19 protein-coding genes and 3 pseudogenes are annotated in these 26,138 nt (G+C 62.9%); 12 read left to right on the top strand and 10 right to left on the bottom strand.

The annotated features are described in order from the left end of the window. Positions 1–5 precede the first annotated feature (5 nt). Positions 6–1,436, bottom strand: a complete 1,431-nt coding sequence (locus C6A86_RS01465) for a DHA2 family efflux MFS transporter permease subunit (RefSeq protein ID WP_105365677.1) — start codon at positions 1,434–1,436, stop codon at positions 6–8. Positions 1,437–1,598: 162 nt separating this feature from the next. On the opposite strand from C6A86_RS01465, the gene C6A86_RS01460 reads away from it, so the two are divergent. Continuing rightward, positions 1,599–2,951, top strand: a complete 1,353-nt coding sequence (locus C6A86_RS01460; protein WP_105365676.1) for an APC family permease — start codon at positions 1,599–1,601, stop codon at positions 2,949–2,951. Here the strand turns inward: C6A86_RS01460 and C6A86_RS01455 are convergent. Continuing rightward, the gene (locus tag C6A86_RS01455; protein ID WP_233213208.1) at positions 2,924–3,418 is read right to left on the bottom strand and encodes a TspO/MBR family protein; all 495 of its coding nucleotides are present in this window, start codon (positions 3,416–3,418) and stop codon (positions 2,924–2,926) included. The two genes, C6A86_RS01460 and C6A86_RS01455, sit on opposite strands and share 28 nt — an antisense overlap. A 93-nt stretch (positions 3,419–3,511) precedes the next feature. Between C6A86_RS01455 and C6A86_RS01450 the strand changes: the two genes are divergently transcribed. Continuing rightward, a complete protein-coding gene (locus C6A86_RS01450) occupies positions 3,512–3,949 on the top strand; it encodes a MarR family winged helix-turn-helix transcriptional regulator (protein WP_105365674.1) in 438 nt (145 codons plus the stop codon). Between the two features lie 58 nt (positions 3,950–4,007). Here C6A86_RS01450 and C6A86_RS01445 read toward each other — a convergent pair whose 3' ends face one another. Further along, positions 4,008–5,288, bottom strand: coding sequence for a CdaR family transcriptional regulator (locus C6A86_RS01445; protein ID WP_233213207.1), 1,281 nt, complete (start codon positions 5,286–5,288; stop codon positions 4,008–4,010). A gap of 145 nt (positions 5,289–5,433) precedes the next feature. On the opposite strand from C6A86_RS01445, the gene C6A86_RS01440 reads away from it, so the two are divergent. Next, the gene (locus C6A86_RS01440; protein ID WP_105365672.1) at positions 5,434–7,458 is read left to right on the top strand and encodes a fatty acid desaturase; all 2,025 of its coding nucleotides are present in this window, start codon (positions 5,434–5,436) and stop codon (positions 7,456–7,458) included. Between the two features lie 5 nt (positions 7,459–7,463). Here the strand turns inward: C6A86_RS01440 and C6A86_RS01435 are convergent, their stop codons facing one another. After that, complete coding sequence (locus tag C6A86_RS01435) at positions 7,464–8,516, bottom strand: TrkA family potassium uptake protein (protein ID WP_105365692.1); 1,053 nt, start codon at positions 8,514–8,516, stop codon at positions 7,464–7,466. Between the two features lie 461 nt (positions 8,517–8,977). On the opposite strand from C6A86_RS01435, the gene C6A86_RS01430 reads away from it, so the two are divergent. After that, entirely contained in the window at positions 8,978–10,213 is a 1,236-nt protein-coding gene (locus C6A86_RS01430; protein ID WP_142407075.1) for a serine hydrolase, read from the top strand. 234 nt (positions 10,214–10,447) lie between these two features. Beyond that, positions 10,448–10,984 (top strand): class I SAM-dependent methyltransferase, encoded by a 537-nt coding sequence (locus tag C6A86_RS01425; protein ID WP_105365670.1) that lies wholly within the window; start codon positions 10,448–10,450, stop codon positions 10,982–10,984. Positions 10,985–11,020: 36 nt separating this feature from the next. Here C6A86_RS01425 and C6A86_RS01420 read toward each other — a convergent pair whose 3' ends face one another. Then, on the bottom strand, positions 11,021–11,431 hold the full coding sequence (locus C6A86_RS01420; RefSeq protein ID WP_105365669.1) for a RidA family protein: 411 nt from the start codon (positions 11,429–11,431) through the stop codon (positions 11,021–11,023). Positions 11,432–11,511: 80 nt separating this feature from the next. On the opposite strand from C6A86_RS01420, the pseudogene C6A86_RS01415 reads away from it, so the two are divergent. Then, a pseudogene (locus C6A86_RS01415) lies at positions 11,512–11,887 on the top strand (winged helix-turn-helix transcriptional regulator). Between the two features lie 261 nt (positions 11,888–12,148). On the opposite strand, the gene C6A86_RS01410 reads toward C6A86_RS01415, so the two are convergent. Beyond that, positions 12,149–14,236 (bottom strand): hypothetical protein, encoded by a 2,088-nt coding sequence (locus C6A86_RS01410; protein ID WP_142407074.1) that lies wholly within the window; start codon positions 14,234–14,236, stop codon positions 12,149–12,151. Positions 14,237–14,603: 367 nt separating this feature from the next. On the opposite strand from C6A86_RS01410, the gene C6A86_RS01405 reads away from it, so the two are divergent. From C6A86_RS01405 to C6A86_RS01400, 3 genes are all read left to right on the top strand, one after another. Next, positions 14,604–14,975: a hypothetical protein gene (locus C6A86_RS01405; RefSeq protein WP_233213206.1), complete on the top strand. Its 372-nt coding sequence runs from the start codon at positions 14,604–14,606 to the stop codon at positions 14,973–14,975. Beyond that, complete coding sequence (locus C6A86_RS29140) at positions 14,875–15,297, top strand: hypothetical protein (RefSeq protein ID WP_396835443.1); 423 nt, start codon at positions 14,875–14,877, stop codon at positions 15,295–15,297. Before C6A86_RS01405 ends, C6A86_RS29140 begins: the two co-directional genes overlap by 101 nt. A gap of 229 nt (positions 15,298–15,526) precedes the next feature. After that, positions 15,527–16,909, top strand: coding sequence for a HEPN domain-containing protein (locus C6A86_RS01400; protein WP_233213205.1), 1,383 nt, complete (start codon positions 15,527–15,529; stop codon positions 16,907–16,909). 414 nt (positions 16,910–17,323) lie between these two features. Here C6A86_RS01400 and C6A86_RS29135 read toward each other — a convergent pair whose 3' ends face one another. Continuing rightward, on the bottom strand, positions 17,324–17,773 hold the full coding sequence (locus tag C6A86_RS29135) for a DUF732 domain-containing protein (RefSeq protein WP_396835441.1): 450 nt from the start codon (positions 17,771–17,773) through the stop codon (positions 17,324–17,326). A 272-nt stretch (positions 17,774–18,045) separates the two neighbouring features. On the opposite strand from C6A86_RS29135, the pseudogene C6A86_RS01395 reads away from it, so the two are divergent. Beyond that, positions 18,046–18,279: pseudogene (locus C6A86_RS01395) on the top strand (IS1380 family transposase); the annotation flags it as partial. A 651-nt stretch (positions 18,280–18,930) separates the two neighbouring features. On the opposite strand, the gene C6A86_RS01385 reads toward C6A86_RS01395, so the two are convergent. The 3 genes and pseudogenes from C6A86_RS01385 to C6A86_RS01375 all read right to left on the bottom strand — a co-directional run. Further along, complete coding sequence (locus C6A86_RS01385; RefSeq protein ID WP_105365665.1) at positions 18,931–20,463, bottom strand: DUF4020 domain-containing protein; 1,533 nt, start codon at positions 20,461–20,463, stop codon at positions 18,931–18,933. A gap of 340 nt (positions 20,464–20,803) precedes the next feature. After that, entirely contained in the window at positions 20,804–22,414 is a 1,611-nt protein-coding gene (locus C6A86_RS01380) for an SIR2 family protein (RefSeq protein ID WP_311100996.1), read from the bottom strand. A gap of 377 nt (positions 22,415–22,791) precedes the next feature. Next, positions 22,792–23,041: pseudogene (locus tag C6A86_RS01375) on the bottom strand (IS3 family transposase); the annotation flags it as partial. A gap of 133 nt (positions 23,042–23,174) precedes the next feature. Between C6A86_RS01375 and C6A86_RS01370 the strand changes: the two are divergent. After that, a complete protein-coding gene (locus C6A86_RS01370) occupies positions 23,175–25,073 on the top strand; it encodes an NAD(P)/FAD-dependent oxidoreductase (protein WP_311100995.1) in 1,899 nt (632 codons plus the stop codon). Between the two features lies 1 nt (position 25,074). After that, the gene (locus tag C6A86_RS01365) at positions 25,075–26,100 is read left to right on the top strand and encodes an alcohol dehydrogenase catalytic domain-containing protein (protein WP_311100994.1); all 1,026 of its coding nucleotides are present in this window, start codon (positions 25,075–25,077) and stop codon (positions 26,098–26,100) included. The last annotated feature ends 38 nt before the right edge of the window (positions 26,101–26,138 follow it).

Here is a 26,138-nt window from a genome sequence, read left to right as displayed (position 1 = left end):
GGACGCTAGCGGGTCGGCGTGCCGCCGGCCGGAAGCGGGCGCGTCGCGGTGAAGAACGCCAGGACCACGGCGACTGCGCCGATCATCGCAGCGGCCACGAAGGCCGCATGCACGCCGGGCATATCCGGTGCGCCACCCGAGGCGGACGCCTTGGCCATGACCGTGACGAACAGTGCGGTGCCGGCTGCGCCCGCGACCTGTTGCAGGGTCGTCATGATGGCGCTGCCGTGGGAGTACAGCCGGTCGGGCAGGGCGCTGAGCGCATCGGTCATCAGCGGGGTGAACATCATCGACAGTCCCACCATCATGATCGTCTGCAGGACAACGAGTTCCCAGACCGGCGTGGCCGTCGACAGCAGCGCGAAGCCACACAGCGACAGGAACAGCAGGACCGAACCGGGAACGACCAGCCGTCGCGCCCCGTGCCGGTCGTACACTCGCCCGACCAGCGGACCCGCCATGCCCATCAGCAGTCCGCCCGGCAGGCTCGTCAGCCCGGCCACCAAGGCGCTCTTCCCGAGTACGTCCTGTACGTAGAGCGGCACCATGATGATCGCGCCGAACAGCCCGGTGAATCCGATGACCACCAGTCCCACCGAGACCGAGAACCGCCGGTAGGTGAACGGCCGCAGATCCAGGAACGCGCGATCATCGCGTTGCAACCGCAGCTGCCGTGCGCCGAACAGCACCATCGCGACCGCACCGGCGCCCAGCGGCACCCACGCCGGTACGGCCTGTCCGCCGTGCCCGGGCGCGCCCAGTTCCGAGAGTCCGAACACCAAGCCCGCGAATGCGATCGCCGAAAGCGGCACCGAGACAGGATCGATGCGGGTGGGTTGTTCCCGCTCATCGGCGACGCGCAGCCACATCCACCCGGCGGCGAGTCCGAGCAGGGCGATGGGCAGCACGATCCAGAACATCCAGCGCCAGTTCAGTGAGCCGAGGATGAAACCGGACAGGGTGGGCCCCACCGCGGGTGCGACGGCGATGACGATCGAGATGGTGCCCATGGTCTGCCCGCGACGTTCGGCGGGGATCAACTTCATGACCGTCGTCATCAGCAGCGGCACCATCACCGCGGTGCCGCACGCCTGCACGATGCGTCCGGCCAGCAGGACGGCGAAGCCGGGCGCCAGTGCGCAGACCAGGGTGCCCGCACAGAACAGCGACATCGACGCCACGAAGATGACCCGAACCGGGAAGCGCTGCAACAGTGATCCCGACATCGGGATCACCACGGCCATGGTGAGCAGGAAGCCACTGGTCAGCCATTGCGCGGTGCGGGCGGCGATCTCCAGATCGACGATCAGCACGGGCAGCGCAACGCTCATGATCGTCTCGTTGAGGATCATGACGAACGCCGAGAACACCAGCAGCGCGATGATGACGCTCGCGCTGGGCGGTGCTTTCGGCTGCGTTGCTGTTCGGGTACTCATGCACACTCCCTGGATGGCCGCACATAGTTAGCGCGGCTACCCAGGGTAGGCGCGACTCCGTGGGTCGCGAAATTGAATATTTTCCCACCCCGCGGTCTGCGTGCGATCGGTCTCCGCGGGGTACACCGCATCATCACAACATCGGTTCGCACGGAGGCAGGGATGACATCGGAGGCCATGGCGCATGCGCCGCAAGGCGCACCGGCCGAGGGCAAGCTCGCCCGCAAGATCACCGGTCCGCTGTTGTTCCTGTTCATCCTCGGCGACGTCCTCGGGGCGGGGATCTATGCCTTGATGGGGGTACTGGCCGGCGAGGTCGGCGGCGCATTGTGGGTGCCGCTGCTGGCAGCGCTCCTGTTGGCGCTGCTGACCGCGGGTTCGTATGCCGAGCTGGTCACCAAGTACCCGAAAGCCGGTGGTGCAGCGGTCTTCGCGGAGCGTGCCTTCCGTCGTCCACTGGTATCGTTCCTGGTCGGCTTCTGCATGCTCGCCGCGGGCGTGACCAGCGCGGCGGGACTGTCACTCGCCTTCGCCGGGGACTACCTCGCCACGTTCATCGATGTGCCGGCGATACCGGCGGCCGTAGTGTTTCTCGGGCTGGTCGCGGCGCTCAACGCCCGCGGGATCAGCGAATCGCTGAAAAGCAACGTGGTCCTGACCGTCATCGAATTGACCGGCCTGCTGATCGTGATCGTCGCGGGTGCGGTGATGGTCGGCCGGGGCCGCGGTGACCTCGGGCGAGTCGTGGAGTTCCCGGCGGACACGACGCCGGCCCTGGCGATCCTGGGCGGCGCGATCATCGCCTACTACTCGTTTGTCGGATTCGAAACCTCGGCCAATGTCGTTGAGGAGATCCGTGATCCGAGCAAGGTCTACCCGAGGGCGCTGTTCGCCTCGCTGATCACCGCGGGAGTCATCTACGTCCTGGTGGGCCTCGCGAGCGCCGCAGTGTTGTCACCTGAAGAATTGTCCCGGTCCAGCGGTCCCCTGCTCGACGTCGTCTCGGCGTCCGGCCTCGGGGTTCCCGCATGGGCGTTCAGCGCCATCGCATTGGTGGCGGTGGCCAACGGCGCCCTGCTCACCATGATCATGTCGAGTCGGTTGGCATTCGGCATGGCAGAGCACGGTCTACTGCCCCCACAATTGGGTTACGTTCTGCCGCAACGCCGCACGCCGTGGGTCGCGATCGTGGGAACGACCGTCGTGGCGATGCTGCTCACGTTGGTCGGCGATCTGTCGACCTTGGCGGAGACGGTGGTGCTGCTGCTGTTGTTCGTGTTCATCTCGACCAACGTCGCGGTCCTGGTGCTGCGGCGGGACACCGTGGATCATCCGCATTTCCGGGTGTGGACGGCGGTGCCGGTGCTGGGTGTGGCATCGTGCCTGCTGCTGTTGACCCAGCAGTCCGCGAAGGTCTGGCTGTTCGCTGCCGTCCTGCTCGCCGTGGGCGCCGTCCTGTTCCTGGCGACCCGGCGCCTCGGCGCGTCTCAGGTGTTCAGCGACCACACCGCGTAGTTCAGTGCCGTCGCGAAGAGCACCCACCCGAGGTAGGGAATCAGCATCGCGGCCGCGAGGCGGTTGACCTTCCAGAACAGTGCGATCGTGGCGGCGACCGCGACGTCGAGTGCCACGATGTCGACCAGTGCGAGGCCGCGCCAGCCGAGCCCGAAGAACAACGGTGACCAGGCCACGTTGAGGGCGAGTTGCACGCCGTAGACGATGATCGCGGGATTGCTCCACCGCGGGTACGCCCGCCAGATCAACCAGGCCGCCACCGCCATCAGCACATACAGGACCGTCCACACCGGGCCGAACAGGAAGGACGGTGGGGCCCAACTGGGTTGTGCCAGCTGTCCGTACTCGGATGCGGCATCGGCCGACGCGAACCCGCCCAGCGCCGCGACCACGGCGACGACGACTAGCGAAACGACAAGTGCGGGAATGTGTTGGGAGCGGCCTGTGGTCGATGTCTCGGTGGTCATCTGCATCCATCCTTGGAGTCGGGGCTCTCCTATATTGTTCAGCCTGCTGAGTAAAATGCAAATGGCTCGACCGACGAGAGGCATACATCGCTGATGGACGGCATCGATGGATGGCCGACGGGGCGGCTGCTCTCGATGGCGGCCCGGCTCGTCGAGCAGTCCTGGGAACACGTGCTGCGCGAGTACGACCTGTCCAGCGCGGGCCTGGTCGTCCTGCACGTGGTGGCGTCCGGGCCGGCGACCCAACGCGAGATCGCCAGGGCCTGCCGGGTGACCGATCAGACCGCCAGCCGCACCATCGAACGACTCGAACGCCTGGGCTATGTCCGCCGCCAGACCGACCCCCGCGATGAGCGACGCAAATCGGTGACGAGTACACCGGCCGGTCGTCGAGTGTATGAGGCGCTGCTCGAACGCGAGCGAAACGACCCTGCCCTGATCGCCGCGATCGGGGACCACGAACCGGCACTGCGCCGCCTGCTCATCGAACTCATCCGCACCCAGCAGGCGCCCGGGCGGTCGATCACCTGACCGCAGCGTGGTACCGAAGCCGGGGTGCATCCACGCCGAATCCGACATGCGTACAAAACTATCGGGCCACGCCGCCGCTAGTGTTGAGGTGGCAGGTCAGCACCGCGTTGCCATACCAATGACACAGCAGCAGAGCAACTTCCACGTCGAGCACGTCATCGGCGATGGGTCGGCCCCGGCGCTCGATCGCCCGCGCCACCCGATACTTCACCGAATTGAAGTGCAGGTGTAGTTCCCCGGCGGCGGCCGTGAAACTCGATCCTGCCCGTAAGAACACCCGCAGGGTGTCACGGAGCCGCTCATCCCTGTCGTCGACTGTGGCCAGCGGTCCCAGGACCTCGCGTACCCAGACCCGCGCCTCGTCCAGATTCCCCCCGGCCAGACCGGCCAGCAGGAGTCCCGGCTCGCCGGCACCGACCACCCGGCCGGGGGCAACATCCGCCGCGGTCATCACCGCGCGCACCAGCTGCGCCTGACGGTGGGAGCGGCGAAACCCGTCCACGCCCGGAAGGAGTTGGCCCGCAGCGATATTGACCAACGTGCCCGCCGTGTCCGGTGGTGGCACGAAATGGTCGTTCTCCAGCGGTATCCAGGCCCACCCGGTCAGCCGGTCCGCCGAGACGAACAGCGCGCGGTCGCGGGCGCCCACTGCCGTGGCGTAATCATGCGCATAGCGTTCCAGGGTGGTCAGTTCGTCTTGGTCAACGGATTCCTCACACCACAGCACCAGCGCCAGGTGGTTCCACCGCAGCGGGTAGCGCAGAGCCGTGGAGACCGCGTCGATGTCGATATCGTCATCGCCGGCCAAGACGGCACGAATCTCTGCTACCCGCAGATGGTTTCGGCTCTGCTGCCACCGGCCGTGTTCGTCCTGATGGACGGTGAGGACCTGCTGACTGATCCAATCGATATAGCGGAATGTCACCGTGAGGATCTCATCGAAGACGTCCAGCCGGTGCTGCGCATCGAGCTCGGAGGTCCGGATCTCCTCGAGCAGGATCTTGAGCACCTCCTGGTGGCCGATCCGGTAAGCGCGCACCAAGGTGTTGGCCGCTATGTCCCGCTGCGCCAGCCGCCTCGCATACTCCAGAGCGGCCGTCGGCGCCTCGACATGCTCGACCGGAATGCCGTGGCGGATCGCCGAGAACACCGTGTCGATGTTCGCGGCGACGTTGTCCCGCATCAACTGCACCAACTGCGCGTCACCACGTAGGTCGGAGACCTCATCCATCAGGACGGCCTGCGTCCGGGCGGTGACCTCATCGAGCTTGTCGGCAAGTCGACCGACCACCGCCGCTGCGGATTGCGCGACCGGGCCGCCGGCAGTGTGTTGGTCCACATTCGGAACCCTACTTGTCCGCACAGAACAAAGATGGACGTCCGGTTGATGTCGCGAGGACGTCGTTTTCGACTCGTACGGCTCATAGCGTTGTACTGAGCGGTTCTCCCTGCCGCAGCCGACACCGAGAGTCCCGGAGAAACCCATGTCCCTCACCGCAGCAGTTGACGACACCGCCACAGCGTCGCCGGACCGCCACGCGCTGCCGGATCCGGGCGCACCGGTGCCCAGGCTGGCGCTGCCGACGGTGGCGATCCTGGTGGTCGGGTGGACGGCGTTCGTGGCGTCGACGGTCGGATACATCCAGGGTGCGGTGCCCGCCGCGGTGACGATCGCGGTCAACGCGGTGGTGACGTTCGTGATGTTCACCGTGAGCCACGACGCGATCCACTACGCGATCAGCAGCACCCGTTGGGTCAACGGACTCGTCGGGCGCCTGGCCTTTGCGCTGGTGGTCCCGATGATCTCGTTCCCGACCTATGCGTTCATCCATATCGAGCACCACCGGCACGCCAACGACGACGAGAACGATCCCGATGCCTGGGCCTCGCATTCGCGGTGGTGGCAGATGCCGCTACGGTGGCCCTTCCCTGAGCTGATGTACTCCGGCTTCATTCTGCGCACGTTGCGCAGCCGGCCGAAGCCCGAGGTCGCCGAGACCTTGGGCATGCTCACCCTCTGCATATCCGGGTTGAGTGTCGCGATCGCCACCGGCCACTTCTGGACGCTGGCCGTGGTGTTCCTGATTCCCCAGCGCATCGGGCTCATCGTGCTGTTGTGGTGGTTCGACTGGCTGCCGCATCACGGGCTGGCCGACACCCAGCGCAGCAATCGCTACGGCGCGACCCGGGCCCGGGTGGGGATGGAATGGCTGTACACCCCGCTGATGCTGTCGCAGAACTACCACCTGGTGCATCATCTGCACCCGTCGGTGCCGTTCTACCGATACCGAAAGACGTGGCACCGCAACGAGGAGGCCTATCTGGAGCGGGACGCGGCCATCACCACGGTGTTCGGTCAGCAGCTCAATGCAGGCGAGTACCGCGCCTGGAAACAGTTGAACAGCAAGCTCGGCCGGGTGGTGCCGGTGTACATGCCGCCGCGGTCCAGTGCGCCGCACGCGGTGTTGCACAGCATTCCGGTGGCCTCGGTGGACCCGATCACCGCCGACAGCACACTGGTGACCTTCGCGGTGCCCGAGACGCTTCGTGACGAGTTCCGCTTCGAGCCCGGTCAGCACATCACCGTGCGCACCGATCTCGGCGGCGAGGGTGTGCGGCGCACCTATTCGATCTGTGCGCCCGCGACCCGCGCCCAACTGCGGATCGCGGTCAAACACATTCCCGGGGGCGCCTTCTCGACCTTTGTTGCCGACCACCTCCAGGCCGGCGACGTGCTGGAGCTGATGACGCCCACCGGCCGTTTCGGCACGCGCCCGGACCCGCTGGCACAGCGGCACTATGTGGGCCTGGTGGCCGGTAGCGGTATCACCCCGGTGCTGTCGATCCTGGAAACCGTGATGCAGATCGAAACCGAGAGCCGGTTCACTCTGGTCTACGGCAACCGCACCAGGGAGTCCACCATGTTCCGGCACGATCTGGCCCGGCTGGAGTCCCGCTACGCCGACCGGCTCGAAATCATCCACGTGCTCTCCGAGGAGCCGCGGCACACCCCGGCGCTGCGCGGCCGGATCGACCGGGAGCGGCTGCAGCGGCTACTGACAACCAGCCTGTCGCCCGACACCGTCGACGAGTGGTTCGTATGTGGCCCGATCGGTATGAGCAGTGTCGCCCGCGATGTGCTGATCGGCAACGGTGTCACCGAGGCGCGCATCCACCTGGAACTGTTCACGGGCTACCCGCAGAACCGCGCGGCGAATCGCGACTATGACTCGGCCACAGTGACGTTCACGCTCTCCGGGCAACAGCAGACGGTCACGCTGGAGCCGGGCGACTCGATCCTGGAAGGCGCCTTGCGAAGCCGCAGCGACACCCCCTATTCGTGCATGGGTGGCGCCTGCGGGACCTGCCGCGCCAAGCTGGTGCGCGGCACGGTGGTGATGGACCAGAACTTCGCGCTCGGACCCGCCGAACTGGCGGCCGGGTATGTGCTGACGTGTCAGGCCCATCCGACGAGCGCGACGGTAGCGGTCGACTACGACGCGCCGTGACGCGGTCATCGGAGGTCACCGTTGTTGCGGACGAGCAGCAACCGGTCCCCGGCATGCAGGGCACCGACCTCGGGCGCGTCCACCCGGATCAACTGGCCCGCGCGCACCACGCCCAGCACGATGTCTTCGATATCCCTTGGCGAGCAACCCACCTCGCTCTCGGCCGCGTCGCGTTCCGAGATGGCGAATCCCCTATCGGGTGTCAACAGGTCCTCGATCATCTCGACGACACTGGGGGTGCGGATCGCCACGCCCAGTAGCCGGCCCGCCGTCACCGCAGAGACCACGGTCGAATCCGCACCCGACTGCCGCAGCAGATGCTGATTCTCGGTTTCCCTTGCAGCCGCGATGATTTTTGCTTTCGGGGCTATTTGACGCGCGGTGAGGGTGACCAGCACGGCCGTGGCATCGTCGTCGGTGGCGACGATGATCGCCTTCGCATGCTGGGCGCCGGCGATTCGCAGGAGATCGGCGTTGGTGGCGTCCCCGTGCACGGTGACCAGCCCGGCGCCCCTGGCGCGCTCGAGTGCGGCGCTGTTCTCGTCGATGACGACGATGTCCGCGGGGACGACCTCGTCACCGACCATCGCCGCAACCGCAGCTCGCCCCTTTGTGCCGTATCCGACGACGACGGTGTGGTCACGCACTCGGTGTCGCCACCGCTGAATCTTGAGCACCCGACGCGACTGGGTGGTCAGCGTTTCGACCGTCGTTCCGATCAGGATGATCAGGAACACCACCCGTAGGGGTGTCACCGCGACGACATTGATGAAACGCGCCGTGGGAGTGGCGGGGGCGATATCGCCATAGCCTGTCGTCGACAACGAAACCGTCGCGTAGTACACGCAATCCAGGAACGACACCTCGCCGTCAGCGGAATCGGTGTAGCCCCCGCGGTCGAGGTAGACGATGCCGGTTACCGCGGCCAGTGCGCCCAGCGCGTAAACCAGCCTTCGTAGGATGCGACGGCCCGGACTGACGAAGGTCTCCGGAATGGACAGGATGTCGACCAGCGCGGCGCGCGGCCGGCGGGTCAACGCCTCATCACCAGCTACCACCGCGTGCACACCTTGCCGTCGCAGGACAAATACCCTGCCGACCAGACTTCCCGGCGCACCGACTTTGACGTTAGCAGCACCGCCCGCCGTGAACGACTCCAGCGTTGTCGAATCTCAATCTCTTTGGCCTCGACTTCGGCAAGCAGTTGCTTCAGATCGCCGATCCCTCGATGCGCTCAAGCGCATTGCCAGATTGGCAATCTGTGTTGCCGCGAGCCGTCTTGCCTGACGATGCTCGTTGACATGACCGAATCCTTCTTTGAACCGGTTCGCAAGATGGCGCAGCTGACACGGGCCGGCCGTTTGCTCCGCCAGAGCGAGCGTGGGCCGAAGCCAGTGCAGCCTTTCTCGGCTGAATCCGAGCGACAGGTATCGCGAATCGTGTTGGGAGACCGTGTTCATGGATTGTGACCGCAGCTACCGACCCTTGCTGCTGCGGCACGGGTTCTAGGCGCGTGGTCATGACACGCGTCTCCGCTGGTTCGGCGGGGATGTCCGCACGTCGCCTGAGCGCGTTGGACGATGAGATCGCGGCAGTTGTCGCGCGAGGTGATCTTCCCGGAGCTGTCGGTCTCATCTATCGCAGAGGCGAGATTGCGTATCTGAGGGCGCACGGCTGGCAGGACGTCGCCGGGGGTACGCCGATGCGGCCAGACACGCTTTTCCAGATCATGTCGATGACCAAACCGGTCACGGCGGTATGCGCATTGACCCTCGTTGATCAGGGCTTGATCGGACTGCATGAGCCCATCGAGAAGGTCCTTCCGGAGTTCCGCGGACAGCGCGTACTTCGGCATCCCCACGGGGATCTTGACGACACCATCGAGCGCACGCGGTCGATCACACTGTCAGACCTGCTGACCTTTCGCGCAGGCATCGCCACCCTGGTGAGCCCCCATCCATGGAAGCCGCCCACACCTGTCACGTCTGCCATCACAGCCGCGTACGACGAGCATGGCGATAACTCCGAGGCATGGCTGAGGGCGGTCGCTTCGATTCCGCTGGAGACCCAACCCGGCTCGGCGTGGTCCTACGGCACAGGTTCGGAGGTGGTCACCATCCTCGCCGAGCGAATCTCCGGTGTGCCGTACCCAGAGTTGCTGTCCCAGAGAATCTTCGAACCCTTGGGCATGGTGGATACCTGTTACGTGGTCCCCGCAGGCAAGCAGCACCGCTTGGCTACCGCGTATGAGCGCCAACCCGATACGCCGACCATCGAGGTTCTGACTTCAGAGTTCTTCACCGAGCACCGACCAACTGCCGTCACGCCACCCTTTCCGCGCGGCGGATACGGGCTCGTGTCCACTGTCGATGACTATCTACAGTTCTCGCGCATGCTCTTGGCGGGTGGAACACTCAATGGCGAAAGGGTGCTGTCTCGTCGGCTCGCGTCCCTGATGACCACCAATCATCTGTCCGACCAGCAGCGTGCAGCGCTTCCAGCGCCGGTAGTCGACAGCTACCGTGGCCAAGGCTGGGGACTAGGGCTGCAGGTCGTCATCGACCCCGCCCTCCACGAACAGTATGTAGGTTACGCGTCGAGAGGGTCGTTCGGATTCTCCGGGGCCCTGGGAACATGGTGGCAGGCCGATCCCGTCGAGCAGATGATCCAGATCTTCATGTACCAGCTGCTCTCGCCCGATGATGCAGTACGCCAACTATTTCAGAACCGCGGCTATGAGGCCATCGACGAATGATTCTGATGCTCAACGATTTATGACCAACGACCCGAAAGCGACAAGCAGACCGGGCGAGCCCCGGCACGACGATCAGTGCGACAACGCAATCAAGGAGCAAACCTCAATGACCGAAACACCGGCTCTGCCTGACGACAGTGACGTCGCTGCGCGCAAGCCCCCGACCTCAGCCCGGAGTGGGATGAACTCTACGCCAGCAAGACTGAATTCTTCAGCGGCGAACCCAACTCATCATTGATCGAGGAGGTGCAGGGCCTTCCGGCGGGCCGGGCACTCGATGTCGGTTGCGGTGAGGGCGCCGACGCGGTGTGGCTCGCGCAGCAAGGGTGGGAGGTCACCGGTCTGGAAGTGTCGCAGGTGGCGCTGAAACGGGCCACGGCGCGCGCCGAACAGGCTGGCGCCGCGGTGCAATGGGTGCACTCGGGACTCGTTCACGCAGGGCTTCCTCCAGCATTTTTCGATCTGGTTGTCGCGCACTACCCTGCGCTGCCCAGCTCGGACCGACACGACACTGAATGCACACTGCTGGAGTCTGTCGCGCCGGGCGGTCGACTACTTATGGTTTACCACGCTGGATTCGACAGCGACGAAGCCAAAGCCCGTGGCATAGATCCGGCTGACTATGTGCTGCCCATCGACGTTATTTCTGCACTGCTACAGGGAAACTGGACCATCTCCATTGACACCCGCAGCCCCCGAATGTCACCCCCCGGCGGTGCAGGACATGAAATCAGCCACAACGTGATCATTCGGGCCCGACGCAACATGTGACGAGTTGTCGTCCGAGCAATCCAGGCGATATCGCAATTAGTCGAGGATGGCGGTTGCTTCGACTTCGACCAGCACGTCCGGTTCGAACAGGCGGTCGACACCGATCAGTGATGCCGGCGGCCAAGGCGACGGAAGACCGACCTCGTCGGCTACCTGCTGTACTCCGGTCATGAACGCGCTCATCTTCTCCGGTTCCCAGTCGGTGACGTAAAAGGTCAGGCGTACGACATCATCGAAGGTTGCTCCAGCTCCGGAAAGCGCAATGGCTGTGTTGCGCAGAGCTTGCGCGATCTGTCCGGCGAGGTCGCCGGTTGCTACCGGTGCGGCGTCGCGCAGGCGCGAGACCTGGCCGCTGATGTGGACATGGCGCGTACCTGTGCCCAAGGCGACGTGGTGGTACGGCACCGGTTGCAACAATCCGTCCGGGGTGAAGCGGTGGACCGACATGGGTCTCCTCTGTAGCGACTCGCGGGTGGTAGTTCATGAGTACCTCGTGTGTTGAGGAAACTTCAACGAGACTAGGTTTCATGACAGATACCTCCGGCGTGCACAGTGAGGACCTCGTTATCGCCGCGCCTCATCGTGAACTACTGGATCAGGTGTTGGACAAATGGTCGCTGAGCGTGCTCAATACGCTCTGCGAACGCGCGTGCCGGTTCAATGAGCTTCGGCGTGTCATTCCGTCAGTCACCCAGAAGTCCCTGACCGCCACCCTGCGGCGGCTTGAGCGAAATGGCATCATCGAACGCGTCGTGTTGAGTACGCGTCCAGTGCGCATTGAGTACCGGATCACCTCGTTGGGCAAGACCCTTCGTCAACCGGTGGAAGTGCTTCTGAATTGGGCAGACGCCCATATGCCGGAGATCTGAACTGGCCCGTGAAACCTTCGATAGTCAGAATTGAGGAATCTCAACCTCGCGACAGACCCGGGCTACTGGCCCCGCCCCGGTGGTTTTAGTCATCTGTAGTGGCAAAAGTAGGAACGGTACGGTGGTGCAGGTTCGTGTGTAGCGGCAGGGCCGCCGGTCGGCTGTGCTTCGCTTAGCCGGCTCGCGGCCAGGGTGCCGTCCGGCCTTTGCGGGGTGCGTATCAGCGCTAATTTTGAGTGCCTCGGTACCTCTCTGCGGCGGAAAGCGACAACGCCCCTGGTCACTTCGCGGGGCTTCACTTAGGGCTATTGCCACCGGCTGGGGTATGCCCGACAAGGCGATCCGGTGCCGCGGATGCAGATTGACGAGAGATGAATGTTCTCTGCTCTTCAGCGATCCAGTAGTCACTATGCGCAAACACCTTCGTCTCCTTGCCTGGGGGATCCGGTATCGGCGTGCTGTCGATGGATTCATATGGCAGGGCGCTGGCGATCGGGTCGGTGTCGCGCCAAAAATTTTGCCACGCTTTGACTTTCGCGTTGACATCGGCGAACCAGGTTCGATTGAAACTATGGGGGAAGAACGTGGCGTATAGAGACTCTAGGGGTGATCCGCACGTCACGAGCACTAGGTCATCAGGATCGGGCCACTGCGCTTTCACTACTGCTGTCGTCTGATCAGACGTCAACGTCCAGGGCGCCAGGACAGATCCCTGACTATGACCGACGAGGACGGTCGGTGCCTTGCCGGCCTGTTTCAGCGCGTCGGCTATCCCGTCGATGGCATGGGTTCGGTAGGTCCTCGCACCGAGCGGTTGCAGGGTGATCGGCCAAAAGCAGGCGATATCAGCGATGCCCTCGACTGTTTTACGAAGCACTGGGGTCGTGTTCACTTTTCGGATCAGAAAGAAGACGCCCAAAGCGATCGCGAACGAGTAAGTCACGGGGGCATACGAGTACTTCTCTCCTTCGCAATCACCCGGCACAGTGTCGTCACACCACTGGGTGATATGGACATACACCAAGAACGCCGCTGTCGCGCTGCCACAAAGCGTCAGCGCGATCGCGGCCGTTGACCAAGACAGCCGCCCTGCCTGTCCAATAGTCGTGTGAATCCACCGCCAGCGTGATAAGTCTTTCGCCGCAGAGGTGTCGGTCGCGCTATCGCCTGTCAGCTGCCGGCGCCGCCACCTTCGGAAGCCGCTCAGCGCTCCTACTGAAACCGCGAGGGCAAGAACGTTTGCGATCACGAGTCCCAATGCGAGCAGCGGAAGCATGGCAGACGACTCGCTCATATTGCCTAGTCTCATCAGCCACACTGAATCGGGATGCGGATTCTCTTCCAAACCAATAACCCCCCACCGCGGCGTCATCAGCAACTGAGTCAGGCCGGCATGGACGCAACTCAGCGTCAATATCAGCAGCGAGATCCCGAGGATGATGGCAAAGGCTGCCCCGCCAGACGGTCCTGGCTGACTTGGGCGCCAAGTCAGCACGACAGCAGCAGCCAAAGTCAGCATGACGACGAGCGACGCGCCTGCCACAGATCCTGCCGGGTCGACATAGATCAGCCACGACTTGGATAGCACTGCCAGTCGCTCGTGGATCACTGAAACTGCGGCATCGGAATAGTCACCTCGCTGGCCGAATTCAAACCATAGAGCGTCTTGTTGCTTGAGTTGTAAGTTTGTAGGTAGGTCCTGGGTGAAGAAGTGAAGAACCGACGTATCATCAACGACCTGCCACTCTGACGGCCGAGCGAAGTACCCAAAACCACTCACCCCCAATACAACTGACGAGTGCACTATTGCACTCACGACGTGCAGCCGCGACTCCCGCTCTTGCCACACGCGGATCAACAGGATCACAACCAGTACTGACGCCGTGATACCTACCGCCGTCTCTCGACGCCAAACTTCAACGGATTCGGGCAGGGTGATGAATCGGAGCACCGTCTCGACGATCGCCGTTCCCCAGCAAGTCGTCAGAACGGTCATGACCAGTGCAGCACTCCACACCGCCGTCACGTGGACTGCGCGTCGCACATTCCCTTCTGGTCGCATCTCGTAAGCGACGTTAAGCAGCGTCAACGGGAAAACGAGCAGCCACAGTAATGCCGAACCTTTTCGCGACATGCGTGACCAATTCACCAGGACCAACTCGTGAGAAACCGGTTCGGGCGGTCCTGCGAGTGACACCCACCGACGCCGCTTCAACCTGGCCTTCGGATTAATTCGACTCCAAAGCCCCTGTGTTTCGTTCGGGTCTTCAGTGCGGGCGACGATCGGAGGGGTGCCGAGCGCTGACCAAGCGTTGTGGTCGCCGACCCCGTGCACACGGATTTCAGTTAACTCAGGCGTAGCAGCAGTGACCGTGCTGTCCATAGACACATCCCCCGGGCGTACGGAACATCGCGCCGAACACTACCCCCGGCCGAAGGAGACAAGATGTGAACTGGAAAAGTGACGCCTCTACAGCAGCCCCTGGGGGCGATACGGAGGGCAGCTACGGGTTTCGTCATATAAGTGTCGTTTGCGACATTTGGCGACAGCCCAAATGACTAAATGACACCAGCGCGTTTGGATTCAACGTCCGACGGAGCCGAATGATGGCTACACCAGCTGCCAATGTCGCGCTGGCAAAAATATGCGGTGGAACGGGTGTAACATCGTACGCTTTTGGCCGACCGCCGATATTCCGGCCCTCTAGCGGACGGCCTGATTGTCGGATCGGCCGGGCACAATCATCTCCATGGCTGCCACCGACCTTGCTGATATCCACCTGCCTGCCGACGCTGTCGTCCAACTCCGGGCGACAGATACGATCCGCTGGATCCACAGCCACGGATCTCCGGTTAACAGCGATTGGTGGACAGTCGAACTCACCAAGCACGGCCTCGATGACACGATCCTGGGCGACAGCATCACCCGCGGCGACATTTTCAACATTGCACAGCCAGCCCTCGATGATCCAGCCGCAGCGCTGACACTCCTGTGGAACTCGCTCGCATGGGGAAGCGGAGATAGACAACGCAACAAACAAGGCGCGGATCGCCTCGATCGCGGCCGATCCCTACTCCGCCGCAGCACTTCTCCAAGAGGGCGCCCGGCTCAGCCGTACTGACCCACGCGCCGCGTACAATCTGCTCCGCCCGAACAACAAGACCGCGATCGGCGACCTCGGTCCAGCATTCTTCACTAAGTACCTGTACTTCGCTGGTGGCGGACGCGCTGACCACCGGAGCTACATCCTCGACCGCAACGTCGCAGCGTCGCTTAACCGCACCTGCGGATGGGAGACGCTGCCGATCGACAAGGCTTGGCTGGCAAGCGCATACGAGCGCTACGCGCTCCTGATGGACCGCTGGGTCAACGAGCACCGCCTGTCGCGGCATGACGTTGTCGAACGGTGGCTGTTCGAAGACGGCAAAGCCATCAAGCGATAGTTCGCTACGCGCCACGCGCACGACGTCTCCAAGTCGCGCGGACCAGCTAGCTTCCGGGTCCGACCCGTTAACTCCAGACTCTGGGCGCCGTGGGCGACGAGGCGAAATGCAGGTAAGCATTTTGAACGTCCTGGTGCCCGACTATCCTCGATCGACAGGATTCCGCTCTTGCGAGTTCGATCGGTAGGAGGAATGGGCCGAGATGGATATAGCGGAGGTCCCCCCGTCATTGACTGGCACGTTCTGGCAAGTTGAGACGCCCGAGAACATCGTTCAAGGGGAACTGACGCTCGCCGACGGAAGCCCGACATTGGAGGTGGTCGGACAGCTTTTCGTTGAGCGCGCCAACAAGGTCGAGTTCGGCGCCAACGGCCTGATGAGAGGTTTCGCAAGAGGCGGTCGCCCGCATGATCGGGTGCTTGACTGGCTGCCGCGAAATATCCAGGGCCGCCTCGACGACGGCACACTCGTCTCGATGGTGGGCGCGCAGGGAAAAATGAAGCCACCGCACGATTTTCGAGATTTCCGCTATCGGCAGGAGTTCCGAACTCTGCGACACGCAATTCTGAACGAGCATGTCGATGATCGAACAACATATAGCGCCTGCAGATTCCGTGTGACCGGACCGATCTGGTACACGCAATCACAGGATGCAGCCAGCACGGCTGACGGTGGCGTTGTGACCGTCACGCATGAGGGAGATTCTTGCCTTATCGAGTTCGTCCCCGCCGATCCGATGACCATGAAAGAGCTCGGTGAGAGAGTCCTGAGCCCGGCGCGGACCCTTGCATCGATCGTGTCGGCAAATCCGACAGGTACGACCGACCTACACGTGCGATTGGTTGCAGAATCCCCGTGGCGGAAAGTGTTCGAGGATGACGAGTCGACGTCCAGAGGGAGGCACGAGCTTCTCGACAGCACTCATCTGACTGCGGAACGGTTTGCGCGGTGGATCGATTTTCGGGCCGTGAGCGGTGCGTTGGATGCTGCAGCGATCGACAGCGGTCATACGACGATCCAGACGGAAGTTCTGACGCTTGCCGCTGTCGCTGAGGGATTGCATCGTCGCCTGTTCGACAAGAAGAAGCGTGTTCCTGCGTTGTCCAGGGGCGATCTTAAACACGCTCGCGAATCCGCGCGCACGGCGGCGATCGCTTCCTTGCAAGGGCTGGATAGGAGCGACCGCGACGCCCTGACGGACACCGACCTAACTGCTATCAGCGATGCGATCGGCCAAGCTATGGCGTCAGTAAACGAGGTCACATTCAAGACGAGAATGAGTGATCTCGTCGGGATGGCTCAAGCAGCCATCCCAGACATCGTCAACGAGTTCGCTGACTGGCCGGACGCAGTCAAGTTTGCGCGAAACATGCTAGTCCATCAAGGAACTCAGCCACCCGGCGAGCCGCTTGACCAGTTCCACGATCTACTGATTGCCCTCGGCTACTCAATCGCCTGGGTACTCCGAACCGTTCTGCTTGTGCACGCCGGTCTCGACGGCAACACGTTGCGCAATGCCTATGGAAACTTCTCGCGCTATACGCACCACATCGCCAACGTAAAAGACGTCCTGTCGGGTAGTCAGTACGCCGCGTACGGAGATACAGGGTGAACTAGAGACGCAGCACAGGACAACGCCCGCAGCCGAAACAACAGAGAGCAGCGGCGACTGCCGATTCTCATCTGGATGTCGGACCGCCGAGGCTGCTAGCTGTGATTTTGTGTGGCTCTCACGCAGATGTCGTATCCCATATTCCTCATCCAGGTGTCGAAGTTGGAACAGTACGGTGGAGCCAGTCAAGATGCGCATGTCCGTCCCGTTGCGACGGCGCGTACTTGACAGGCAGTGACGTGAGCGCGCCTATCGATTTGATTTGCACCCCGCCATCTGCTGCCAGGCAATCAGCTTGAGGATCTGTTCGCGCGCGATTGTCGACACAGGCAGTCTGCGATGCACCGCAATCGTCATGAGCGCGTCGAACTCGTCTGGGTGCAACCGTACCTGTAGTACCTTCGCGCGAATCCGCTATACCGATCCGACCGCACCGGTGTGTTCGGGGCACAGGTGTTGGACGGCATACCCCGCGAAGATGTTTCCGTAATAGCGGGAATACTGTGAGTCCCCCGCAGCCTGAAGGATCGGTGCAAAGGGGTCCCCGCCACGGTCCAATGCGGAGCAGACTTGATGGCCTACCAGCACCGGCTCCATTCCGCTCAGGAACTGCGGCCAATCTGTGTAGCTGCTCCCTAGGGAGCCGATGGCCTGCAGGAAACGGTAATCCCGCTCAGGTGTCGCTGATACCCCGGATCCTTCGTAGGGTTGCTGTGTTGGCGGCGGTGAGTACTGGTCGCATGCCTCCGGATACTCAGAACACGCCCGGATTGCATCGCGCACGTCGCAGAGCCCGGCCACGTCGAAGAAGTCGCAGTATGGCCCGGCCGATGCAATTGGCGCCGAACTCAATCCAGCGCCCATTAGCAGCGTAATCAGGCCACCCATCAGATACTTCATCCTGATCCCCCTATGCACATCTACGACGCGGGCCAGCTTAACCGCGGCCATTAGCAAAGCGTAAAGGTTTAGCGACTTCTGCAGCTGGGTCGGCGGCCGCCGCACGGATCTGGCCGGGTGAGGCCGCTGACGGTGGTGCAGTACGGATCGCCTGCGCAGCACCGGCAGCGCACGCTCAGTTCGACACTCGCAAGCCGCGGGGCATCGATGATCACCGGCGAGCGCCTGCGTAAAGGGTCGCGGCAGCGATGGCGTTCAACCTCACCCGCGCCACAGCCACCCTCACCGGGCCGGACCTGGCCAAGTCCCACACCGCGACCATCCGCCGCACCCTGATCATCGTGCCAGCACGCATTGCGTCCTCAGCGCGACGCCTGACCCTGCACCTCCCACGGGACTGGCCCTGGGAACAAGCATGGAACACCCTGTTCGACGACCTGATTGGCCGAAATCACCCGATCATCGCCTAACACTGCGTCCAAAGGGGCCGCTCAACACGAAAACCCCACAGGAATAACCCGACACCGAGGTCGGGCCGTCGACCCGCACGACATCGTCGCGGAACTCACGAGGGTAAGGCCTGGGCACAGAGACATCCTTCCAGCTCACCCACTGTGGGCAAGCCAACTCAGATGTCACCTATTCGTGCAGCAGACCCGTTGTTGGCAATCGGAAGCCATTTCCCGAGTTGGTCATTGAAGTCGTGCGGTGAGGTGAAGCTCCGCCCGGGCAGAAACGACGTCTCCAGATACCGACATTGGCTAGCTAAGCGTGGCGCGGGTCGATATCCCATCGGCCGGCCTGCCAATGCGCACGCGTTTCATACGGGGATGCTGACACTGTCGGTTCTCGTTGCCGCATGGCCCACCATTTACAGCCCAGCGCGAAGATGAACGCCAAGTGGACCGCCGCGAGGGCAACCAGCGGAACCACGACGAGTGACGTTAGGGCCAGCCACATAGGGCGACATCATGGTCGGCGGTCACTGCGACCGCAGTTGTGGATGCTAACCATCAGGCGGATCAGCACTACAGATTGCATGGCACCCATTCCCGGGATGTGGCTATCGCCTCCCACCCACGGTTCCGTAGCCGTGTTAATGGCCTTGCCGCCGTTGGTCACTAGATGGTGAAGCCCAATCGTGTTGCCTCTTCTTCAATCTGGTGCAGCAAATCCGCGGTCACGCCCGCTTCCCTAAAGAGGGCGTGCAACTCTATGACAGAGTGGGCGTAGTGGATCTGGCCTTCAGATCTTTTCAGCAGATGGTGCAACAGTCTCGCGGAGCTTTCCGGCGCTTGGCTTACTTGCCTCTGGCCTAGGTCGTGAAGAAACAGATTGTGAAGTTCAAGTCCGGCGTTCTCGGCGCTTAGCATTAGGTCAATTGCGGTCGTCATCGACTCGCAAAGGAATAGCGGCCAGCTAGCCATCGCAGAGGCTTCCTCCGGGTCAAGCCGGCGCGGGATGCTGCCGACGCGCTCAAGGAGGTACGTGCGGATCCAACGTTCCCATTGAAGTTCGGCCTCGACAGGGTCAAGGGAGCTGAGTTGATGCCTAATCCCTTGGGCCCAGGCCACTCGGTCGGCAACCGTGCTGCAAGTAACAAAATCTCGAAGCCAAGTCAGAGGGTTGATGTCTGCTGCCACAGCCAACCTTGCGAGAAAGGCTGGCAAGGCTCGTTGACCAGGCTTGTCGAGCTGGTCCCGATGGCCGACGGTAGAAATGGCCATCTCCAAAATCCTTTCGGCCAAGAGTCGATTCGTCCATTGGCCCTGCGACAGATAGCCGCTCCAAGCTATCGCACTACGCGAACTATTATCCCAGTCAAAAAGTGGAACAAGGTTCTGCTTGCTCCAAGTCGGGTCGGCTTGATGAAAGAATGCCAGGTATCGGCAAAACCTGATCGCGACAGCGTCGCTTCGTGGGCCTTCTGAAGAGATCAGATCGGCAAGGTAGTTTGCAATCTCCGGGGGCAAACCTCTCCAGCTATCTCCTGACGCGCGCCATAGATGCCCTACACGGTCCACCCAGTACTCGGCGAGCTGCCCCGCTGGGTGGTTGAGCGCCGTCATAGTCAGGTCGTCGGAACCCTGAAGTGAGCTCGGCCTCGTCGGTTCTATTGAAGTCCAACATCTTTGCGCGAGGGTCTCGCTCTCCGAGTGAGTAAACCACTCAACGGGAACCGTCCCTGTGACTGCGAATCCACCGATCATGGCGGTGACCCAGCCTACGATCGGTTCGAGGTGTAAACCCGCGGTCCGCTCGACAATGCGGACCGCCAGCTCGGGGCTAGGGCTAGACACCGTCCAACCACGAATCACTGCTTGAGCGGACAGTTCATGGTCCACGCCTATGGCGTCGAGAAGTTCGAGGCCGCGTTCTGGCCATTCCTGCACTACAGCGCTTACCGCTCCAGCTAGGGCGTCCCATCGCCGCTCGTCGTCCCAGGTTGACGTTGCTATCGCTTCGCATGCCACCAGTGCCGCCGCTGTCGATTCCAGATCTTCAATCAGTCGCTGATTCAACTCGACTTTGCCTGTGGGTGGAGCGTCTGACCAGACAGTCGACTCTTGCTGCTGGGCGGGGCCGGGGTCGATCAACTCTGGGTGAGCCGCGCAAAGTTCGGCGAGAGCCGCTGAGACGACGTCGTAGGTCATGGACCGGTAACCTCCTCGATCGCCTGCAGCAAGTTGTATGCCCGGCGGGGTGAGTACTGATCGTCCTCCCAGTGCTGACGGACATCTTCGACAATTGCAGCGACTGCTTCCTCGCCTGCCGAGGCGCACGTCGCGAGGACGAGAGCGTTGGCCTCTGTTCTCAATCGACGGTCATTAAGCCACCCTGCGGTCAGTAGCCACTCGATCTTTCGATCAGCGGCCTTGTCGGAGCGTATTGTCCAGCCATGCAACGCTAATCGCTGGAGCAGGACAACACCGCTTGTCTGCCATGCCTGCAGCCGGGCATCGACGTCAGAACTTCCTGATGCCAGCATATTTTCTAAGCACTCTCGTGCGACATCCACCAGGAACCCGAGAGGCTAGTGAGATCACGCTCTTCGGCAACGATGCGGGAACGCCAGGTCGATGGTCTATCGCGGTCGGACTCGCCCGCGACAATGAGCTGTAGATCGGCACGACGGATGTGCCGCTCCGCGATCTCTATGAACTGGGCGGAGAAACGATCAATGTAGGGTCGAAAGGCCAATCCCCACAGATCACGGAGCGACGCTTCGCCGTCACGCATTACTGGCTCGAACCAGGGCCCAAACAGCTGCGAGTATGTGCCGGAGGGCAGAATCCGCGGCTCTGATAAATAATCCAGCAAGAACAGTGCAGTGCCGGGGTCCACTTCTACTATGTTGGCGTTCACCAATGAACTCAAAAGTGATGCTTTAAACCGATTCTCACGACCGTTGGTGACGATGAGGAGCCATCGTCGCATGCGGTCCGAAAGAGGCAGTTGCTGGTGAGTAAGCTGCCGAGAGACAGCAAACAGCAGGTCATCACCAAGGTATCCGCCCGCGGATACGACGATCCGATACGCCGTGTCCGCGGCATCTTCTTCCGTAACGAAGTTCTCGGCAAACCAGAAGGACAGTGCTCGCGTGATCTCCCCATCGACGGCCGTTGACGAATGGAATAGCGTGGCGAATTCCGGCCGGTTGTCGGCCCATAGCAACCACGCGTCGCCGCGGGCGTACTCGGTGAAAAACCTGACGGTCTCTTTGCTAGCAAGTATCTCTTCGAGAAATGACGCCGACTCTGGAATCAGCGGCGGCTCCTGTTCTGTCACAATAATTTTGACTCGCTCACGCGCACCCAGCAACCCCTCCACGCTGCGCGCCGCCCAATCGTTCAAGAGCACGGGTTGCTGGGCGCGGAGACACTGAATTGGGGTAATGCCGAGCCTTCGCCAGAACGTGTCGTCCGGATCAGATGTGAGGACGTACCTCTTCTCTGAGCGGCCCCCCAGTCCTCGCGCTAAGTACTTCATGATCGTGTCGTTGTGGCTGTACCCGACGAATAGCACCGGGTACTCGCCGAACATTCGATCAAGGAATCGTGCCGCCCAGGCGTCGTTGAGATACGCCTTGCCGAAATCTTCATCGGTCGCGACCAGATAGCGGTGTTGTTGATCTAGCCGACCGTGGATGTAGACGATTCCGGTGAAATCATCTCCCAAGGGCAGAGCGGGACCAAGATACTCAGGAACATCTACGTCTTGGAAAGCGGCGGATAAGTGGGTGTCGTAGTTGGTGGTGATCAAACGAACCGTTGAGGCAGACATGAGGCGGGCGATGGCTTCGTGAAGCGCAGATGGCTGCGAACCCTCTCTGGATATCACCTCGAATACGCGTCGATGAACGTCGACGCCATAGTCGTCCTGAATTCTCCCTAGAATCTCGTCGAGTGGAGCTTCGTCAAGTTCCTCGTCCGTGATGACAGCCGAGAGATTGCTCCCGTCGCGAATTTCTCGGACGAGTTCCTTGAAACTTGGGAGCGATGATGGCGCACTCATGGACGCGCCCGCCCCCACGAAAATGACGAGGCGCCCGGCGGCGTGGGCATTGACGAGCGCCGCGGGCAAATCGACGCCGCAGATGTACATGGCCGCAGCTTACAAATTTGTTCGACGAGAACCACCCGCACCCCGGTGATCCGGTAGTCGACCGTTAGCAGCTTATTGAGCAGCCGTAGATCGCACTCATCGCCATTCGAGTAAATCCGCGCGGTGGCGTCTGTCCTTCGCGAACCGACGCCGACGTCCCAAGACCGACAACCGTGCGACGAGGACGACAGACGGCGCGTTCGAAAACGGCGCGCCTTCTTGGCCCCGATCGTGGACTCGTTGAAATCTGTCGTGAGACTTGCGGTAGTGGTCGCTTCACGTATCGACCGCGTCAGAACTCACTCAGGCACGCCTTCTGGGTCTGCCGGCGGGGAGTGGGGACTGCCCCGAGTTCAGTTGACTTGCAGGGTGTGAATTCAGGCCGCGGTTGCGACCGGCGTGTGGAGCAGTTCGAACTCTATCGGGGTGAGCCTGCCGAGCGCGCGTTGGCAACGTCGTCGGTGGTAGGTCCGCTCAACCCGGGGCACGATCGCCAGCCGAAGAAAGTTCGGCTCGGGTTGTCCAGCGTCGTCGGTCCACGACGTCGTCGGTCCACGACGTTGCGTTGCAGCAGTGCAAAAACGACTTCGTGGCGGCGCCGTCTCCGCAGGCACCGATGTTTGTCATCCACGTGGCGGCTCCGCCATCTTCCGCCATTTCAAATGGCTATCCACCACGCAGAACGGCAATCGACAGCAGCGGCGGCAACAGCCGCCACCACCCTTGCCCTATAACGCAACGCGCCGTAGCGTAACTATCCGTGACCCGCAGCTTCCACGCCGGACAGCCGTTTGACACCTCCGACGCCGACATTGCCGCGGCGCTCGAAGGGGTCAGCATCCCGACGCTGCTGCTGTCGCTGGTGCACATCACCGGTGACCCGCGCTTCATCCGCGAGTACAAGCAGGCCGGACTGTTCCTCAACGAGGTACAGGGCTTCATGTCCGAGGAGGACAAGGCCCGCGCCCGCGCCGAGGCGCTGCCGATCATCACCGCATACCGTGACCGGGGCTGCCCGGTTCCCGACCCACTGTCCCGGGAACTGGTCCGGGAGATGCTCGACTGGGCGGCCTGCGAACACGTCGGCGAGGACAACCTGCCACTGGTGCTCGAAGAACTCGACCTCGACGGCGTCGACCCGCGCCGGCCCGCCGCACTCGCCGACACCGGGGACTTCCACGTCATCGTGATCGGCGCCGGGGAATCCGGAGTCCTGGCCGGCGTGCGCCTCAAGCAGGCCGGTATCGGCTTCACCATCCTGGAGAAGAACTCCGGCCCCGGCGGAACCTGGTGGGAGAACAGCTATCCCGGCGCCCGCGTCGACGTCGCGAACCACTTCTACTGTTACAGCTTCGAACCCAGCAACCACTGGGACCACTTCTTCGCCGAGCAGCCCGAGTTGCGCCAGTACTTCGCCGACGTGGTCGCCCGCCATGACCTCGGCCCGCACATCCGGTTCAACACCGAGGTGCGTTCCGCCAGGTGGGACGGCGACCTCTGGACGATCGACACCGGGAACGAAACCTTCACCGCCAACGCCGTCATCACCGCCGTCGGCCAGCTCAACCGGCCCAATGTCCCGGACTTCCCGGGCGCGGAAACCTTTGCCGGCCCGGCATTTCACTCCGCGGCCTGGGACCACAGCGTCGATGTCTCCGGCAAACGCGTCGCGCTGATCGGGGCGGGCGCCAGCGGCTTCCAGATCGCCCCCGCCATCGCCGACAAGGTGGAGCACCTCACGGTGTTCCAGCGCACCGCGCAATGGATGTTCCCCAACCCGATGTATCACGAGCCGGTCGCCGACGGCGTGCGCTGGGCCATGGAACACCTGCCCTACTACGGCCGCTGGTACCGCTTCCTGCTGCTGTGGCCCGGCGCCGACAAGGGCCTGGACGCCGCGATCGTCGACCCGGACTACAACGATCAAGCGAACGCCGTCAGCGAGATCAACGCGATCGCCCGGATCATGTTCACCGACTGGATCACCACCCAGGTCGGCGACGACCCCGACCTGCTGGCCAAGGTGCTACCCGACTACCCGGCCACCGGCAAACGCACCCTGCAGGACAATGGCAGCTGGCTGAGCACCCTCAAGCGCGACAATGTCGACCTGATCCGCACTCCGGTCGAACGCATCACCCCGACCGGCGTCGTCGCAAGCGACGGCACCGAGTACGTGGCCGATATCATCGTGTATGCCACCGGTTTTCGTGCCACCGAAGTGCTGTTCCCGATCACCGTCACCGGCCGCGACGGCGCCGATCTGCACGAGGTGTGGGGCAGCCGGCCCTACGCCTACCGCAGCATCGCGGTGCCCGGTTTCCCGAACTTCTTCATGACCTACGGCCCGGGTGCGCACCTCGCCCACGGCGGCAGCCTGATCCTGAACTCCGAGCTGCAGATGCGCTATATCAACTCCTGCTTGCAGCACCTCATCACCGAAAAGCTACGGACGCTGGAGCCGCTCCCGGAGCCGACCGCCGAATGGCACCGGCGTTCGCAGGAGGAGATCCGCAAGACGGTATGGGCGCATCCCTCGATCACGCACTCCTACTTCAAGAACGCCGACGGTGAGATCCACACCGTCAGTCCGTGGCGGCTGAGCACCTATCACGCTGCCGTGTATGAACCCGTCTGGTCGGATTTCCGGGAGGAATGACATGCGTTCAGTGATGGTCGATTCCAGTGGAGCGGTCAGTGTGGAAACCCGGCCCGACCCGGAACTACCCGGGGCGGACGGCGCCATCATCGAGGTGGAATCCGCCGCCATCTGCGGGTCCGACCTGCACTTCCTGGAGGGGCACTACCCCATCTTCGAGCCGGTCGCGCTCGGACATGAGGCCATCGGCACAGTGGTCGAAACCGGCTCGGAGGTCGCCGGTTTCAGGGTCGGCGACCGGGTGCTGGTCTCCTCGGTGGCCGGCTGTGGGCGCTGCGCAGGATGCGCCACCCATGATCCGATCCGTTGTGTACACGGCCCACAGATCTTCGGGTCCGGTGCGCTGGGCGGCGCGCAGTCCGAACTGCTCGCGGTGCCGGCTGCGGACTTCCAGCTGCTCGCGATGCCGGCCGGGATCAGCACCGAACAGGGGTTGCTGCTCACCGACAATCTGGCGACCGGGTGGGCGGCGGCCAAACGCGCCGACATCCCGCTGGGCGGATCGGTCGCGGTGATCGGCCTGGGCGCGGTCGGCATGTGCGCGCTGCGTAGCGCGCTGACTCTCGGCGCGGCAACGGTATACGCCGTCGACCCGGTGCAGACGCGGCGTGACCGTGCGCAGGCTGCGGGCGCTGTGCCGGTGTCACCACCGGCGGTGAACACCATCCGGGAAGCCACCGGCGGGCTCGGCGTGGACGCGGTCATCGACGCGGTCGGCACCGATGCCTCGATCAACGACGCCCTGGACGCCGTGCGCACCGGCGGCACGGTGTCCATTGTCGGGGTGCACGATCTGCAGCCCTACCCGCTGCCGGCGCTGGCCTGCCTGATCCGCAGTCTGACCATCCGGCTGACCACCGCCCCGGTGCAGCAGACCTGGCCCGAACTGGTGCCGCTGCTGCAATCCGGTCGATTGAATGTCGATGGGATATTCACCACCACCATGCCGTTGGACGACGCCCCGGCGGGTTACGACGCGGCGACGTCGCGAGCTGGGGATCACCTGAAGGTGCAGCTGAGGCCCTAGGGTCGAGATCGACTCCAGGGTCGTAAAAATCGGATCAA

This window comes from Mycobacterium sp. ITM-2016-00316 (assembly GCF_002968335.2).
Taxonomy (GTDB): Bacteria; Actinomycetota; Actinomycetes; order Mycobacteriales; family Mycobacteriaceae; genus Mycobacterium.
The sequence above is the reverse complement of the archived record's forward strand: the minus strand, read 5'-3'. Positions and strand labels throughout refer to the sequence as shown.